This window comes from Alphaproteobacteria bacterium 33-17, assembly GCA_001897445.1.
Lineage (GTDB): Bacteria > Pseudomonadota > Alphaproteobacteria > Rickettsiales > 33-17 > 33-17.
Map to the genome: position 1 here is coordinate 245,366 of MKSX01000027.1, position 17,988 is coordinate 263,353.

A 17,988-nucleotide genomic window follows, 5' to 3' on the forward strand; every position below is an offset into this window, starting at 1 on the left:
CGGATTGCAAATATATTAATATATTAATTATATTTGAATTTCAAAGGCACATCAAATGAAATAGATATAAAATTCAATATGCTATATTTATCAATAGCTTATTTATTAATTTTTAGGCATTAGGTTACTAGCTGTCAATCTTAACACCCTAACAAAGTTGCAATTACATTAAAATTAAAATACGCAAGTAAATCAATATTAAAATATATCTATTGACATCCAAATTTTGAAAATCCAGTATTATTTTACTGCTTGTAAAAATACGACAGTATTTAACTTTTCAAAATAATGGAGATTAAAATGAAAAGAACATTAGAAAAAATAGATTATGACTATGGCAAGGCTAAGGATGTAATTGAACAAGCTTATTTATCAAATGAAGCTGTAGTACAAAACGCCTTAAAGCAAGAAAGCGCAACAAGAACAAGAGAAGATCAAGAGTTACATGGATTATATGAAGACATTATTAAGTTTCAAGAAGAAATTGACTATGAGGTAATATTTACTGAAATTCAAAATCAAATCGACTTAGATTTTAAATTAACCGAAGCTCTTAACGAAGGTCTCAAAAATGCAAATGGTCATGATAAACCTGATTTTGTTCAAAACCAGGTTACATGGTCGCTAAAAACCAATAAATTCAAAGAAATGTTAGAAGGCGCAAAACAACTTTTAAATATGAAAAATTTATCCAATATCTTAGAGGATAGATTACCCGAAGATTACAGCATGAATATTAAAACAGCGCCTATTTGTGGTGAAAGTTCTAATACGGCTATTTATGGCAATTCAAAGGCTACTTATTTAAAAACTGCACTGTTTTACACTAAAAAGGTAGCCTCTGTTGTAACCAATAATACCGTAAAATTATGGGACGCTGTTGATCAATCTGCAATTATGCATTTATTACCACTTCCTACTAAGTATAAACCTGAAAATTTCAGTGAATGTACGTTCAGTTATAATCAACCATATAATGGAGACGCTTCAATCGAGGGCGTAGTCATACCACATAGCTCATATGCATTTGGCGGACAAAGAGGTGAATCACGTTATGGCGCTGCAGGCAAACAATTCGGAACGGAAGATTGCTCAAGCTGGATAGCTAAGTTATTTGGATGCGAAAACCAATTCTCTACAGTTCACCAGTTATATGCTCATAGAAAACAATCATCAAGCTTAGGCAATGTAGGTGAAGAAGGAGATTCTGTTGTTGATGAAATTAATAGCAGATTTAATTCTGTAAAAGTTTCAGATCCTCAAAAAGATATTAAAGCTGGTATGGTTTTAGTAAGAAGAAAGTTCGACATGGAAAAAGACCCTAAGCAAGAAGGAAACGGAATCGGCGGACACACCGCTTTAATTCTTGGAACTGCTGATAATGGACAAACCATTTACACCCTGGGATTCAACCGCAACATGCCTGTAAAAGAAGGTTTTGGTGTTGAGGAGTTTAAATATCAAGATGAAGGCATCAAGTCAATGATTATGAGATAAGATATTATCCTTAATATTTCAGCTACTTGCCATATATTTAAAATGCCAATATAACTGTGGCGTTTTGAATATATGGCAAGTTTAAAACACAAATAATTAAGACTTAACAAACAAGTAAGCTTTAATGTATGTGTAATGTAAAGGGGAAATTTAAATGAGTGGCTCCCCATAATGTACGAATTACGAACTAATAGGCTGGATAAGGTTATGGGTTTTATAATATTTGACTTCACTATAACCTAGTGTAATTTTAGCTAAACAGATTAAATATGGATATATTTACAAAAGATAAACATAGAAAAATAATGTCAGCATTAAAAGGAAAGAATACAAAACCTGAAATTATGTTACATAAATCACTGTTTAATAAGGGATTCAAATATACTATACATCCTAAAAATGTAGAGGGCAAACCTGATTTTTATATTAAAATATTTAATATAATATTGTAATTTTTTTCACGGTTGTATTTGGCATGGACATTTATGTAAGTTAGGAAAACTTCCTAAAACAAATAATGAATTTTGGAAAGATAGGTTTAATACCATTGAAAATTTGGTACCGTATTGGATAAAATCAGAAAATTTTTTTCATAAAATATCAATGATACCTTTAATAATTGAAATGTTGTCATTTTTTGTATATATAATAAATGATTATTTGAGGTTAACATTAAATGATAAGAAAATATAAGTTTATTGATTTATTTGCTGGCATAGGAGGATTTCATTATGCATTCCATGAGCTTGGAGCAGAATGTGTATTTGCGTCTGAAATTGATTACCATGCTAGAAAAACTTATGAGCACAATTTAAAGCATTTATCTCCTAATTTATTTGAAAATAACAAATTTAATGACGATATTTTAAAAATTTCTTATGATAGAATAAATCAAGAAATACCAGATTTTGATATCTTGTGTGCGGGTTTTCCTTGTCAACCATTTAGCCAAGCAGGTTTAAAATTTGGATTTAACGATCAAAAAGATTCTCGTGGAAATATGTTCTTTCAAATAAGAGATATAATAAAAGTTAAAAGACCTAAGGCTATTTTTCTCGAAAATGTTAGGCATCTTTTAAAGCATGACAATGGGCGCACATTTGGTATCATAAAGGATATTATAGAAAATGAATTACAATATGATTTCTATTACGAAGTAGTTAAGGCTTCTGATTTTGGACTTCCCCAACATAGACCAAGGTTATTTATGATAGGTTTTCGAAAAGAAGATCAATATAAAATTCCTTTCAAAAATCCTGAAAAAATACCTCTGAGGATGACTATGTCGGATATTTTTAGCGGAATATGCAACAAAGATATAGGATATACATTAAGAGTAGGAGGTAGAGGTTCTGGAATTAATGATAGAAGAAACTGGGATGCTTATTTAGTCAATAATCAGCATGTTAAAATATCCCCAAAAGAGGCTATTATGATGCAAGGTTTTCCAATTAACTTTACATTTCCAGTTACAGATTCTCAAGCTATGAAACAACTAGGAAATAGTGTTGCCGTTGATGCGATAAAGGCATATGGAAAAGCAATAATAAGCAGACTTGATAAGGTAGAATTAAATAGTAAAAAACTTTGTGTTCACTTAAATGAAAATTTGAACTTGTTAAATATTTATAGAGAATGTTATGAATAAGGGCGAGTGGAGTGAATTTTACACCTTTTTACGTTTACTTGGAGATGGAAAGCTATATGCAGCAGACGCTAATTTAAATAAAATCCCAGCCTTATATTATCCCTTAATCAAAATAATAAGACATAGCAAATGTTTTAAAGAACCATCATTTTATGAAATTGATAATGAAAATATTATTATTAATAATGAAAATTACAATAATTTAAAAAAGATACCTAATGATAAATTTAGTGTAAATGCTAATAAGCTTTTTAAAATAATTAAAGATGCCAGCTGCAGTTCTTTCGAAGCTCCTGAAATATATGATTTTATAACTGAAATTGGATCTCCCTTAATTAAAGAAAAATCATCTTCCAAAAGAGACATAACAGTAATTATTCATGATATAAACACAGGATATAAACCTGAAGTTGGTTTTAGCATTAAATCTAAATTAGGTGGAGATTCTACTCTTTTTAATGCAAATATTACAAACAATTTTAAATATAGAATTGAAGGTCTAGATAACTTGAATAGAGATCTCATTGACAGTATAAGATCACTTAAAGCAAAAGAACTGGTTAAGACATTAAACCTCCATAAATGTACATTAGTATTTGAATCAGTAATCGATAGTAATTTTGAATCAAATTTACACATGGTCGATTCAAATTTTCCAATTATATTAGCTGAAATGATTAGGTTATATTATTCAGGATATTCTAAATATATAAAAGATTTAATATGTAAGGTTGCTGAAACTAACCCATGTGGGTTTAAGAACAATGAAATATTCCCATTTTATTTATATAAGGTAAAAGGATTCCTTACAGCTTGTGCATTAGGCATGACTTCCAAGAAACCTTGGAACGGCAATTTCGATGTATTAGGCGGATATATAGTAGTTAAAGAGAATGGCGATCTCCTTTGCTATCACATTTATAACTGGAATGACTTTCAAGAATATCTTGTTAATAATACATATATCGATACACCAAGTACTACCAGACACAAATTCGGTTATATTGAAGGCAATAAACTAAACTTAAATTTTCAAATAAGATTTACTTAGACTATAAAATTAAAAACGTAATGAAGCATAACCAACCAGTCTATTTCTCGGACTATTTTAATTTTGCTGAACCGCTTTTACTGAAAGAAAGCTCAAGTCCAATTATTAAAGCATCCTATAAAAATTACACAAGATTATTTGCTGATTTACTTCTATTGCTACAAACATCAAGAACACCATAGTTAATGCTTTTCAATTAGCCAATAAAGCAAGTGAACTATTTGAAAGTTCGAAAACCAGTGAAAAACGGGAACTTATCGGATTTGTATTTTTGAATCTTAAGTTAAGAGGCGGGAAGATAGAACTTTCCTTGCGAAAGCCGTTTGATTTAATTGTGAATTTAGGGAAGTATCAAGAGTGGCTCCCCGGGCCGGATTCGAACCAGCGACCAAACGGTTAACAGCCGTTTGCTCTACCACTGAGCTACCGAGGAACATGTGTATTTATATAGCAAACAAACTAAGGGTTTGGCAAGTACTTTTTTTGCATTTTCAAATTTTTTTTCAAAATAACTTTAAACCCATCATTTGATAAATATAAAAAACTTAAAAATGTAATCTTTGCGCTGAAGGATTAGATTGTAAAATTGCCAAAAAACTGCTAATTAGCAGATATAAACCCCAAAATATATTATTAATAATAGGCAAACTCATGAATACATTAGTTATCAAGTACTTACCTTCTGGAGAGAAATCTAATACAAAACGCTTACTTGACAGATTTTTAGCGGGAAGTAAGGGTAATATAGAGGTTGTTGATCTATTGCATGCTAAAATCCCTGTACTTGATGAAGCGTCATTAAATGTATATATGAAAAAGGCTTACTGGGACGAGCCAATCACAGAACAGGAAGCAGAGCTGTTAAAGCCCTTTCAGGTTTATGTAGAGCAAATTAAGAAAGCCGATGTTATTGTGGTTGCCTGCCCTATGTATAATTTTTCGGTTCCAGGGATTGTAAAATGCTATTTTGACGCAGTAGTACTTAAAGATGAGACTTTTAGCGAAACCCCCGTAGGTGACAATGCCAGAGAATACAAGGGTTTACTTAACAATCCTAAAGCTTTAGTTTTATTTACTGCTGGGGGGAATCTGACCCCTGACCACCCTGCATACAGGTTTAACCAACTCGATGAAGTTATGCGAATTAACTTTAATTTTATGGGTGCAAGTGAGGTTGAAATCGTTACAGCAGGAACCAGTAACCCAAAAACTATTGAGCAGAACTTTGCCCGCGCTTTTGAGAAGCTGGATAACCTTGCCAGTAAGTGGTATTAGTTTTTAGCGCAGTTAGCTCTGGTAGTTAGTTTTGCTTTTTCAAAGTTACATCTAGCAGAACGAATTTCAGATTGCTCTGCGATTTTTGCATCTACAAAAGCTCTGAACTTATCAAATGACAAAGCGTCTTTCAAATCTTTGTAGATAAAATCTCTATTCTCAATGCCAGCAAATTTTTCGTAATGGCTTCTTGCAAACTCATCTAGCATTAACTTATTGTGACTAAAATAATTTGTAGTATATTCAAGCGACCAACCTGCCCTTGCCGCCATTGTTACATAACCCGCAAATACCTCTGCAATTTCAGCGCACTCTTCATGCAGGTAATTATGATATATATATTAGCATAAAATTGCGCCCATGGTTGAGTTATAGGCAAATAACAATCCATAATAAGCTTAAAAAACGCCAAACGATGATACATTGGATTCTGTAATAAGGCATTTAAAATATCCAAATGATAATTTTTACATATCTTTTCCTTTTCATTATCATTTAAACTCGCAAGTGCGCGAATTTGAATATCTAAATCACTGCTATGCCACATTCCCCAGAACACCCTACAATTACCGCCTTTGTTTAAATATTCCTTGAGGAAATTTGTATTTTCATTAAATAAAATCAGCATTTTATGATCATTTGATAAAATTTTCCAGATTTTCGATATAATTGCAGGATTATTGTTTTCATTATAAAACACATCACGGAATAGGTTTTGATCATGATCTGTAAATGTATCTAAATACCAGAGAGCATATCCTGGTTGATTTTCATCGCTAAGGATTGATAGAACTTCATGCAAGGATTCAGCATTTGTAAAGATCTCATTTCTTTGAATATTTGTCAGATATGACCATAAAGTATCTAAGTATTCCAGATCATCTTCAAACCATGATGTAAAATCGACAAATGCTTTAGGGCTGATTTGCAGAATGTTTTCCTTTTGAGAAGCTGTAGAATTATCAAGCAAAAATCTATAGAAGTCAGCAAAATTTTCAGACCAGTTTAATGAATTATCATTAAATCCCATAGGCATATTTAAAATTGATTCCTTTTGCTTGAAGTTTAGCAAGTTCCAGAATTGAGTACAAACACCACATTCTGCAGTTTCGGCTAAAATTTTGATCATTTCAATATAGTTATCATCGATAAATTTTCTTTTAGCACTACCAATATGAGCTATTGTTAGCAATTCTACTAAATCATGAGCAAAACTATTGAAATCAAATTCAAATATACTTTTACCACTGAATATTTCAATAACAGCCAAATCTGCAGATTTTCTTCTTTGAAATTTTAGATTGCCGAGGGTTTTTAAAATATTCAAGTTCTCTTGAATAATATTAAACTGCTGTTCTGAGGTTAAACTTAAATACTCATTAACTTTATACAAACCATTAGACACAAAATACCTTTTGTTAATTTTTATACATTTATTAATATAAAATTAACTTTTTGTCAACAGTATCAACGAGCTTGGTTTTTACAAACAAAGTTAATTTAAACATAAATATTTGAAATATATGTTTTTTTTAATCTTTTTTGCTTGACGTTTATTAACAAATAATATTGTATATATTTACTCATGACAATTTTGGTAATCAATATATGAAAAATGTTTATTTTTTAATTATCAGTTTAATCTTAGTTTCTTTAATTAATGCTCCTTCAAGTGCTGAAAGGTTAGTTGAAAATTCAGGCTTTTTTAAAGATGTTAAGAAATTAGTTGAACATAAAGAACTAAACAAAAAGGAAATTGAAAAAAAGATTATTGATAATAAAACTATAGGCAAAACTTTAAACGTTACCAAAGAGTTTGGTCGCAGCTTGAAAGGTATTGATTTATCTAGAATATATGCGAAAGAAGTTGCTTTTGTAGATGCAGACATGAGAAAAGCAATACTTGATCTTGGTAATTTTGAAAAGTCATATTTTGTAGCTTGTAACCTTTCAAATGTAAGTATGAATGCATCAGATTTTAGTTATGCGGTAATATTAGATAGCAACCTAAGCAATGCAAAAATCAAAATCGCGACCCTAGACTATGCAACATTAGTTGGTAGCGATCTGAGCGGTGCAGTTATTGAAGGTACAAACTTATCATACTCTAACTTGAGCAATGTTAATTTAAAAGGTGCTACATTAATTAACGTAGATCTAGCAGGAGCTAACTTACAAGGCGCTAACCTTGATGGTGCTAAACTTAAAAATGTTAACCTACAAAGTGCAAACTTATTAGGTGCTAACCTAAATTCTACTATTATTGTAAATTCAAACATGCAAAACGCCAACCTCGTTAATAGCTCATTAAAAGAAACAACTTTTGAGTATGTAGATTTAAGAAAAGCAGACCTAAGATGGACACGCCTATCAAAAGCAAATTTAGTTAATACAGATATCTCAAGAGCTAAAACACACCCACTTCTTTATGAATCAGATGACTTTCAAATTAGCATCGATGCAATGAGTTCTAAGTAAAAAAAATACACTTTTTCGTAAAAAAACAGCATATTACATTTAGTTATTAGTTGACAATTTTAGTAGAAAAAACTATTAATAAAGCCAGATTTAACTATAGTAAGTGCATATGTTTTCTCCAAATAAAATTAAGCCAGTTATAATTTCTGGTAAAGAAGTTCTCCCAATTATCGAAGGTGGTAAAGGTGTTGCCGTAAGTAACGGCCTTACATCTGGCGCTTTTGCTGCTGCTGGAGCTGTTGGTACATTTTCAGGCGTTAACGCTGACAGATACGATGCTGACGGTAATATTTTGCCTGTTGTTTATAAAGGTAAAACCAGAAAAGAACGTCACGAAGAATTAGTACAAATGGGCATTGAAGGCGGCGTTACGCAAGCTCAAATCGCTTACGACACTGCTGGTGGTAACGGTCGTATCCACATGAACGTTTTATGGGAAATGGGCGGCGCCGAAAGAATATTACAAGGCGTTTTAGACAGAACTAAAGGCTTAATAAACGGAATAACATGTGGCGCAGGCATGCCTTACAGAGTTGCTGAGATCGCTGAAAAATATAATGTATACTATTACCCAATAGTATCTTCAATGCGTGCTTTCAGGGCTTTATGGAAAAGATCATATCATAAATTACCAAACTTACTTGGTGGCGTTGTATACGAAGATCCATGGCTTGCAGGTGGTCATAACGGTCTTTCCAATTCCGAAGACCCTAAATCCCCAGAAGATCCATTCCCAAGAGTTGCTGAGCTTCGTAAATTTATGAACGAAGTTGGCTTAAATAATGTTCCAGTTATTATGGCTGGTGGCGTATGGCGTATAAGCGAATGGGATAAATGGCTTGATAACCCTGAGATTGGTCCCGTTGCCTTCCAATTTGGTACTCGCCCTCTTCTTACTCAAGAAAGCCCTATTTCCGAATCATGGAAAAAAAGACTTCTCACATTAAAACCTGGCGATGTTTTCTTAAACAAATTTAGCCCAACAGGTTTTTATTCATCTGCTGTACGCAATAGCTTTATCGAAGAGTTAGATGCAAGAAGCAAAAGACAAGCTGAATTCAGATCAGAAGCAGAGCCAGGTTTTGAATATGAACTTCCATTTGGCACAAGAGGACGCTCTATTTATATTGAAGCCGAAGATTATCCTAAAGTTAAAGAATGGATGGATGCTGGCTTTACTGAAATGATGAAAACTCCAGATGAAACAGTAATATTCCTTGAACCATCTAAAGCACAAGAAATTCATAAAGATCAGGTAGACTGTATGGGCTGCCTAAGTTTCTGTAGATTCAGTAACTGGAAAGACCATGACGACTTTACAACAGGCAAAAAAGCTGACCCAAGAAGCTTCTGTATTCAAAAGACTCTTCAGGAAGCTGTAAGAAGCGCTGATATTGATCACCAGCTTATGTTCTCTGGGCATAATGCTTATAGATTTGGTACCGATCCGTTTTATAACAATGGCTTTATACCTTCAGTTAAGCAGCTTGTTGAAAGAATAATGCAAGGCGAGTAAAAATACTTAGCGCTATAATCATCCTAAAAGAAATGTAATACCTCGTAGTAATCTTTGAAACTTTATTATTATTTATAGATTACTACGAGGCAACCATCTCACAATGACAGTACATACTCTATTGTCAACCCTTTACCGTCACCGAAACTTTGAACTTCTACAGCAGTAACATTCAGCAAATTCCGCCATGAAAACTATAGTGAATTAAGTTGAGTTTTGCACAGAAATAACGAGTGATATGTAGAAAAATCTACATAAGCGAGGAAATGGCGCATGCACATCTCAACTTAAAAACTATACAAATTCCAAAAGGTGCGAAGTGACTTAAACCATTAGCATTGATTTGAGTTTATACAGTTCATCAAGTGCATCTCTTGGTGACATATTATCTATATCTAAGTTCATAAGATACTTATCAACTAAATGATTTGCATGGTTTTCATGATTTACCACATGAATATGACCATTATCTTTCTCAAGCTGCGCAAGATATGCCTTTGATTTTTCAATAATTTCACTTGGAATTCCTGCAATTTTTGCCACATAAATACCATATGATTTATCAGCGCTTCCCAATATTATTTTATGTAAAAACTCAATTTGTGAATTTGATTCTTCAATAAGTACGGTTAAATTAAACAGACCATTTAAGCTTTCCTCAAGTTTTGCAAGCTCATGATAATGTGTAGCAAACAGGCATTTAGCACCAATTTTATTATGAATATATTCCAATGTAGCTGTTGCTATTGCCATGCCGTCAAATGTAGCGGTTCCTCTTCCCAGTTCATCAATAATTACCAGTGACTTGTGGGTTGCCTCATGAAGAATCTTGGCTGTTTCAGACATTTCCACCATAAAAGTAGACTGCCCTTTTAATATATCATCACCTGCCCCAATCCTTGAAAAAATTGCATCAAATACACATAAATCAGCATTTTGCGCTGGTACAAATGACCCCACCTGATTAAGTAGCGCAATAATGGCATTTTGCTTAAGATACGTACTTTTACCAGCCATATTTGGCCCTGTAATTAGCCCTATTCTTTTCTCATTATTTAAACTTGTGTCATTATCCTGAAATATCTCATTTCCCTTAAGGCTTGCGCTGATTACGGGGTGAACTGCACCTATAAGCTCAAATTTCGCCTCATTGTTAAGTTTAGCTCTGGTATATTTATACTTACTAGCTATATGCCCAAGGTTTGAATATACATCAAGTACTGCAACAAAATTAGATATCTGATATATTGAATTTGACTGCTCAGTAATCTCAGCGCATAAGCTCGCAAATATCTCGCATTCTTTGGCAATCAGGCGCTCTTTAGATTGCAAAATATCTTTCTCTAGTACCTCAAGCTCATCGGTTATAAAACGTGAGCAGCTTACCAGGGTTTGTTTTCTACGGAACCCTTCAGTAGAATCTACCTTAGTCGCGGCTTGAGGGCTTGCTTCAACATAGTATCCTACATTTTCATTATATCCGATTTTGAGATTTGGTACTTTGGTAAGGTCTTTATACTTTGCCAGCATATTTGCTAAAATTTCTTCAGCATTATTCATAAGATCCAAATACTTGTCGCAAATGGGATCAAAGCCATACGCAATAAACCCGCCTTCTTTTATAACTATTGGGCTATCTTCTTTAATTGCCTTTACAATATTACCAGCAAGACCAAATGCCGAGGTTCCAATAGATTGTAGCTGCGTTTTCAGGTCTTTTGGTAAGTTTATTTTGTCAAGCCCCGCGTGAATGTTCATAAAATTGAGCATACCACTTGCAAAACTTCTAAGTTCGTGAGGGTTAGTTTTAGAGGTTGTAACGCGCGCTAAGATTCTTTCAAAATCAGGTAGCCCTTTTATATTATCTATGATTTTAGCTGTCAGATCCTGATTATTATAGAAAAACTCAGTTATATCGTGACGCCTACTAATTTGTTCTATATCAATTAGAGGTCTGATAAACATCGATTTTAAAAGCCTTGAACCTACCGCTGTTACAGTATTATCAAAAAAGTCAAATACACTGTTTTTCTTAGCTTTATTTGCAGGCATTATCTCTAAGCTTTCCAAAGTAGCACTGCTAATTTTCATATATAAGTCTAAGCGCAGCTTTTTTGGGAAGTTCAAACTCGGGACTTTTGCTTTCTGGGTATTATATACATATTCAAGTAAACTACCCGCACTACTAATATCTGACCTTGAAAAATTATCCAGCGCTTTTTTATCGTCATAAAGGTTATAATGCAGCTTTAGGCGATTGAAAGTTTTAAGAAAATCAAACAGAGAATCAGCCAAAACACTGACGCTTGACTTAAACACCTGAAGTAATGGTTTAACATATTCCTGCGCTGACAACTTATTAGAAATCAGCACTTCTTTAATATCTAGCTTTAGCATTGTGTCTAGAATGTTAGCCTGACTAGTATTCATAATGTTAAATTCACCAGTCGAAATATCTGCGTAAGCTATTGATATTTCATCATTAATTGCAGACAAGCTAGCTATATAATTTGATGCCTTAGATTCAATAAGGTTATTCTCAAGTAATGTGCCTGGGGTAATAATTCTTACAACATCACGCCTTACTACAGCTTTATGACCGCCTCTTTTTTTAGCCTCTTCTGGCGTTTCCAGCTGCTCGCATATTGCCACCTTAAAACCAGCTTCCAAAAGCCTTTGAATATACTGCATAGATGAATGATGTGGTATACCGCACATAGGGATTTCGGATTCGTCATTCCCCCTGCGAGTAAGTATGATATTTAGGACTGGAGCAGCTGTTTTAGCATCATCATAGAAAAGCTCATAAAAATCCCCCATACGGTATAATAGCAAATATTCCCTGTAAATTTCTTTAATATCAAGGTATTGCTGCATCATAGGGGTGATTTTCTTCATAATGTCGCCTCAAATTCTGTAAAATGGCTTGGTATTGGTGCTTCTATAATTAACGGGTCTTTGTTTTTATATAGTTTAAAAGCCATTTTTTGGCAATGTAACATCAAGTAACTACCTGATTTTCCATAAATTTTATCGCCAATAATAGAGTGTCCAATGTGCTGCATATGTATTCTTAGCTGATGCGTTCTGCCTGTATGAGGCTTAAGCCTTACAAATGTATGATTTTCAAAGCGTTTTATAACTTCTACGTCTGTAATAGCCTCTTTACCAGTTTCCTCGCATATTTTAACCCACCAGCGTGATTTGTGATTTGAAAGTGGGGCAATTTTAGCAATTATCCTAAAATTATCCTGATCCACCCTACCTTCAACGATCGCAATATATTCTTTTTGAACCTGATTATTTTCAAATAAATTCCCCATATCACGAAGCCCACGTTTATTCCGCCCAAGTATAAGGCATCCGCTTGTATCTTTATCAAGCCTATGAGCGAGTTTTGGGGTGTCTGGAAGACCAAACTGTATAGAATCAAAGTATGTTTCAAGGGGTGTAATAGGTCCACTGCCCTTATGGACGGGGATTCCGGCAGGCTTATTAAGCGCCAGAATCAATCCATCTCGGTATATCAGCATATCTTCTATATTCAAAGTCATGTTTTATCTCTGGTTTAAAACATATCTTTTCGCACGGAAGACGCTAAAAATCAACCAAAACATTCTTACTTCTTAGCTGCTTTGCCAGGTCTTTTATCTATAAGATCATCTTCAGCCTTGCGCTTTGTACCTTGCATCTCATTACGCTGAGCTTCGATCATTGATCTCTGATTAGCTACTATGTTACTCCCCGTATATTGTGGTGCATTATATTTCACCCCTAAAGATGCACGTGAAGTTAGCGCTATTGCCTCAAAGTCTTTATAAGTGAGAACTTTAGGGTTTTCTTTATAAGCCTTTAAAACTGCATCTGAGTATATTCTTAAAGCGTTTTGAATATCCTCCTGTACATAAATATAATTTTTATGCACAAAAACTGATCTAACATCAGATATCAGCCTTCTATCGACTTCATTGCCTTCCCCTAATAGAATTACCGACATAAGTCTAAATTGTAAGTACAAGTTTACACCGTCATTAGACGAAACTATATTTAAGATTTTGTCATAGTTTTCTGCAAAAACAGTTACAATGGCATCTCTTTCTAATTTACTACCTACTAAACTAACTATTGCTATTAGATGTTTTCTTTTTTCAACAAATTGACTTTCATAATGATTAAATCTGGAATTACTTAGTGAGTTAACAATTATGCTTTTTAAAAGAGTTTTAGCAATTAAGCTTTCTTCTTCTTTACCATATAATTCAAATAATTGTTTTACAAGATTCGCTGAATGATAAGTATATTTAAATAATACACTTAAAAACTCCTTTTCTTGAATTAAGTCTTTCACCTTATTTTTATCGGCGTACTTTATGATAATTGAACAAAATTCATAATCAATTGAGCGGCAGTTGTTACTACCATATAAAATTTTATTAGTTATTAGATTTTGTCCATTAAAGTCTTTATACAAACTTACCAAACACTCGATTGTTTCAAAACTTAATGGAAAATTATTTAATTTTTCAAATTTGAGCAATTTCTTTTCTATGACAGCCCACATTTTCCTTTTTTGCGATGTGCTTGCAACGGAGCTAATGACAGTCTCAATAAACTTGGGATCATATTTGTAAATAATCTTGAGTAATACTTCATATTTATTATCACTCAAGGCATATGCAAACGCTTCTGAATCCATTTCTATTAGGTTTTCAATCATTTCATGCTCGATTAAAACATTTGAATGATTATTAATATTAGACAATATATATACAATTTTATCATTTGAGCTAATATTGGGACAATTAACTACTCTACGCCTGATATTTATAACAGCATTTCGTTGGGTTTGAATATCAAGAGCTTTATTATAATTCGATAATTTGTAATCAGTTTTAGAAAAAGGATCATTAATTGTCAATTCATTACCTGGAACAGTCAAGGTAACTGTTTTGATGTAATCATTAAATATGATCGCGAAGATTTGATCGTTTTTAGCAAATATTTCTAATAAAAAGTTGAATATAGCAACATTCTGTTTTTGCAAGCATGTTTCCAACATTTTCATATGAATATTGTTATGAAATAAGTACTCTTTATTCTTAGTTTCCATTTGATTCCATAAGAAAACCAATATGTCTAGTGAATTACAAGAGTTTTTGACTTTGGCGATCATAACCATCTTTATAAACAGTTCAGGCAATGTCTTTTCAGAAGCTTTTAAATCGGATTCTATGAGCCTCCACATAATCTCGAAATAATTCTTTTTACCTTGTATACAAGCATTATTAAAAATTATATTTTGGTTTGCCAAAAGTTTTTGCTTTATAAATACCTGAACCTCTGGAGACACCATATACGACTGCAGTAGTTCTGGATACTCTTCATCACAGGTTAAAATATAATTAAGCATATTTTCCTGATCAGATTTTGAAAATTCAACTAGTTCATTTGAATGAAAATAAATCATCTTTAAAAATTCTAAACCCTTTTCTTGCAAAGCAACTTTTCTTAAAAAATAATAATTTTCTTTAATAAGTATATCTTTCAAATGATTATACTCATCAGCATCTAATAAATTCAAAAAGGATCTATAACTTCCTCTACTTGCCACTAAATAGGCTGCATTTGTTAAAATTTTACTTAAATTAGTACTAGTACTCTTTATGAAATTTGTTTCTATCTCACTAACAGATCTATCATTACTTTTACATATTATTTCATCATTTGGATTAACAGTTAAAAGTTTACAAAAAGTCTTTGCAAGATTAACATGATCTGAAGCGCTAAGTTTAAATAGCAGAGTTTCATAATCATTATCATAAAAATCTTTGCAAAAATCACGAATACGATCTTGATAAGCTTGATAATTCAATGCTTGTTCCTCAGGTGTAAGTTCTAAATATTCTTGTAAAGTTCTTTTTAAATTTTCGTACATAAGACACAATCCTATATTTTATTAATAATATACCGAGTTAAATTAATTATTTTTTAATTATTGTCAAATTATTTAAAAAAACCCTACAAGCATATGCTAATAGGGTTTAATTTTATAATGTTTATTAAAGTCAAAGATTTACTGATGCCTACTTTTTTTCGTCTTTTTATCACTCCCTTCATCAGAGTTTTCTAAAACTTCAGCCTTGCGTTTTGTGCCTTGCGCAGGAGGATTTTCTTTCTCAATCGCTGCTCTATAGCTTATTACTTTAGCTTTTGCCCTTTCTTTTAGTGCTAGCATGTCATCATAGTTAACACCTAGATACTCGGTAATTTTACCTCTAATATCCTTTGGTATACTCTCCCAATTAGATGTAAGTACTGCTGACTGCCTGGTTGCAAGAGCGAGAGTTAGATCATTAATTTTACTTACAAGTGCAGGCAGATTATTATGTAGCAAGCACTCATAATTATCATACAAAATCTGTAAAGATTTAGGGAACTGCGATGCAAACTTAATAATATCTTCCTTAACATATAATCCGTTTACGTTAATATATTTGTTAACCGCTAAACTCGCTATACCTTCAATATCAAAACTAAAGGATTTTTCATATAAAAATACTTTGGATAGCATTAATCTCATATCATGATTTATACCTGAATAAATCAGTTCAGCTTTAGATAAAACTTTTGAACCCGCAATAATTGATAAAACCTTATCAATCTTTGTAGTCTCATAATGCCCTGTTGTTTGTAGTTTAAGTATTTCATCTTTTATTATTGTTATTATGTAGTAACCGAACCCAAATTTTTGTAAGTAATCAACAAAACTTTGCAGCCTATATATACCTTCACTTGCGTTATTAATTAATGGTTTTTCTGTATAGAGATCTAATATAAAATCTTTATCCTGTATCTGAGTAATAATTATTGAGAAGCAGTCGATACCACCTGAAGTTGGAAAATATAACATAATTGATTTAAGCAAAACCTTAAGAGCCTGTTGTTTATCTTCTCCATCAAGGCGACTCAACAAACAGCTATAAAAATCTCTATATTCCAAGTTATGTTTAATAAATATTGTTGTAAAAAATTGAGTACATTGATTATTATAAACTATTTCTCTAATTTTATAATCTGCTAAATGTTTAAAGATGAAAACAATCTGCTGTTTTGTAAGTAAATTTAAATCATCAAAGGAAACACTATCATTTACTATACTTTTAATATCTAAATCAGGCGCCAAACTATCCAGATAATCAAAAATCTGACGATTTTCTAAAACTGAAATCTTTAAATTATGTATAAATCCTACTTTGTATATTGATTGAAATTTACTCTCTATTATAGCGCAGAACTTTTTCAAAAATGTAATTTTTTGATCAGTATCAAATAAACTTATCACATATTTCAAAACATTTAGATCTTTTAGCAAAATAATCGATATATCTAAATCATTTTGAAGACTACACTCATGCATAAACTGCTTACTATTACTTCTTATAAAATCTTTGACTTGAGAGGGGTTTAAAAAATTTGATGGCGCAACATTTTTTAAAAAGAATTCAAGATGAGCATTACGACGATAATTAGAAACTCTCCAAGTATATGGATTTCTAAAATAAACCTTATCAATTATATTATCAAAAGCAATTTTATTACGTAAGTTTAAATCTTCATTTATAAAATTTCTAAAACTTAAACGTGGCGCACAATTATTATATTCACATTGCAAAATATCAAGTAAAGAATAATAAAATTTATGATGCTGATCGTTATCTAAATTATTCTTTGTTTCATAAAGATAAAGTAGGCGTTCAATCATAATCCAGTTTCCTAGCTCTATAAACTTTATAAAATTTTCTTTGAATTCAGCTTCATTGAAGTAATAAGATATTTCTTCTGAAAGGTTAGAATACAGTAAATCTAACATAGCAATGCTATTGAATTGAACATGAGGTGATGCATCATTGGCAATATGATTAAATGCAATAAAATTATACCAGAAACAGCGATTATCTGCTGATTCTTTTAAAATTTTATCAGCACCGTAAAAATCCGTTAGCATTTTAAGTAAATTAACTTCAGAATTAAGAATTACATTCTGTAGATTACGTCTCTTACCTCCCATAAAGTATTTATATATATCATCTTTATATCCATTTTCTAAATGCACTTTAGTAACGAATGTTTTCCACTCTTCCACTTTAGAATTAACATTAATAATCATATTATAGGAACGCATTACTTCCTTTTTGAGGTTTGCACATCCAGATTTTGTACTGTTTTTAACATACTGCGTATATTTCTCTTTAAATACTTCAAGAAACTCTGATAAAAATTCTGATGTAAAAGCTTGGGTGATTAAATTAAAGTTTTTAGTAAATGCTGCAACAGACTTCCTAAGGTTGACTGCATCAAAAAACTTTCTGAAACATTCTACATTGTTAAGAATTACAGTTTTCCTAAGGATTATTAACAAAATTTCAGTTTTTTGTGTTTTTATATTTTCTCCACTGTCAAATTCATTGGGCATTAATTCATTATATAATTCTTTAAAAATCTCAGAATCATGATCTCTCAAAA

Annotated in this window: 13 protein-coding genes and 1 tRNA gene; 7 read left to right on the forward strand and 7 right to left on the reverse strand. The window is 32.0% G+C overall.

The window, feature by feature from the left end; translation table 11 throughout:
• Positions 1-300: 300 nt before the first annotated feature.
• The 4 genes from BGO27_05955 (at position 301) to BGO27_05970 (ending at position 4,196) form a co-directional block, all read left to right on the forward strand.
• On the forward strand, positions 301-1,497 hold the full coding sequence (locus tag BGO27_05955) for a hypothetical protein (protein OJV12261.1): 1,197 nt from the start codon (positions 301-303) through the stop codon (positions 1,495-1,497).
• Between the two features lie 269 nt (positions 1,498-1,766).
• Positions 1,767-1,949 (forward strand): hypothetical protein, encoded by a 183-nt coding sequence (locus BGO27_05960; protein ID OJV12262.1) that lies wholly within the window; start codon positions 1,767-1,769, stop codon positions 1,947-1,949.
• 224 nt (positions 1,950-2,173) lie between these two features.
• The gene (locus tag BGO27_05965; GenBank protein OJV12263.1) at positions 2,174-3,145 is read left to right on the forward strand and encodes a DNA (cytosine-5-)-methyltransferase; all 972 of its coding nucleotides are present in this window, start codon (positions 2,174-2,176) and stop codon (positions 3,143-3,145) included.
• The gene (locus BGO27_05970; GenBank protein ID OJV12264.1) at positions 3,138-4,196 is read left to right on the forward strand and encodes a hypothetical protein; all 1,059 of its coding nucleotides are present in this window, start codon (positions 3,138-3,140) and stop codon (positions 4,194-4,196) included. The genes BGO27_05965 and BGO27_05970 overlap by 8 nt, the downstream gene beginning before the upstream one ends.
• A gap of 358 nt (positions 4,197-4,554) precedes the next feature.
• Here the strand turns inward: BGO27_05970 and BGO27_05975 are convergent.
• A tRNA-Asn gene (locus BGO27_05975) sits at positions 4,555-4,629 on the reverse strand.
• A 218-nt stretch (positions 4,630-4,847) separates the two neighbouring features.
• Here BGO27_05975 and BGO27_05980 point away from each other — a divergent pair.
• Positions 4,848-5,471: a hypothetical protein gene (locus BGO27_05980; protein ID OJV12265.1), complete on the forward strand. Its 624-nt coding sequence runs from the start codon at positions 4,848-4,850 to the stop codon at positions 5,469-5,471.
• Here the strand turns inward: BGO27_05980 and BGO27_05985 are convergent.
• Both BGO27_05985 and BGO27_05990 read right to left on the reverse strand, forming a co-directional pair.
• On the reverse strand, positions 5,468-5,743 hold the full coding sequence (locus tag BGO27_05985) for a hypothetical protein (GenBank protein OJV12266.1): 276 nt from the start codon (positions 5,741-5,743) through the stop codon (positions 5,468-5,470). The two genes, BGO27_05980 and BGO27_05985, sit on opposite strands and share 4 nt — an antisense overlap.
• 2 nt (positions 5,744-5,745) lie before the next feature.
• Complete coding sequence (locus BGO27_05990; protein OJV12267.1) at positions 5,746-6,876, reverse strand: hypothetical protein; 1,131 nt, start codon at positions 6,874-6,876, stop codon at positions 5,746-5,748.
• Between the two features lie 203 nt (positions 6,877-7,079).
• On the opposite strand from BGO27_05990, the gene BGO27_05995 reads away from it, so the two are divergent.
• Both BGO27_05995 and BGO27_06000 read left to right on the forward strand, forming a co-directional pair.
• Positions 7,080-7,949, forward strand: coding sequence for a hypothetical protein (locus BGO27_05995; protein ID OJV12268.1), 870 nt, complete (start codon positions 7,080-7,082; stop codon positions 7,947-7,949).
• Positions 7,950-8,058: 109 nt separating this feature from the next.
• A complete protein-coding gene (locus tag BGO27_06000; protein OJV12269.1) occupies positions 8,059-9,465 on the forward strand; it encodes a 2-nitropropane dioxygenase in 1,407 nt (468 codons plus the stop codon).
• A gap of 324 nt (positions 9,466-9,789) precedes the next feature.
• Here the strand turns inward: BGO27_06000 and BGO27_06005 are convergent, their stop codons facing one another.
• From BGO27_06005 to BGO27_06020, 4 genes are all read right to left on the reverse strand, one after another.
• A complete protein-coding gene (locus BGO27_06005) occupies positions 9,790-12,363 on the reverse strand; it encodes a DNA mismatch repair protein MutS (GenBank protein OJV12270.1) in 2,574 nt (857 codons plus the stop codon).
• Positions 12,360-13,019: a hypothetical protein gene (locus BGO27_06010; GenBank protein ID OJV12271.1), complete on the reverse strand. Its 660-nt coding sequence runs from the start codon at positions 13,017-13,019 to the stop codon at positions 12,360-12,362. The genes BGO27_06005 and BGO27_06010 overlap by 4 nt, the downstream gene beginning before the upstream one ends.
• Before the next feature lie 65 nt (positions 13,020-13,084).
• A complete protein-coding gene (locus BGO27_06015; GenBank protein OJV12272.1) occupies positions 13,085-15,400 on the reverse strand; it encodes a hypothetical protein in 2,316 nt (771 codons plus the stop codon).
• 138 nt (positions 15,401-15,538) lie between these two features.
• A complete protein-coding gene (locus BGO27_06020) occupies positions 15,539-17,986 on the reverse strand; it encodes a hypothetical protein (protein ID OJV12273.1) in 2,448 nt (815 codons plus the stop codon).
• Positions 17,987-17,988: the final 2 nt, after the last annotated feature.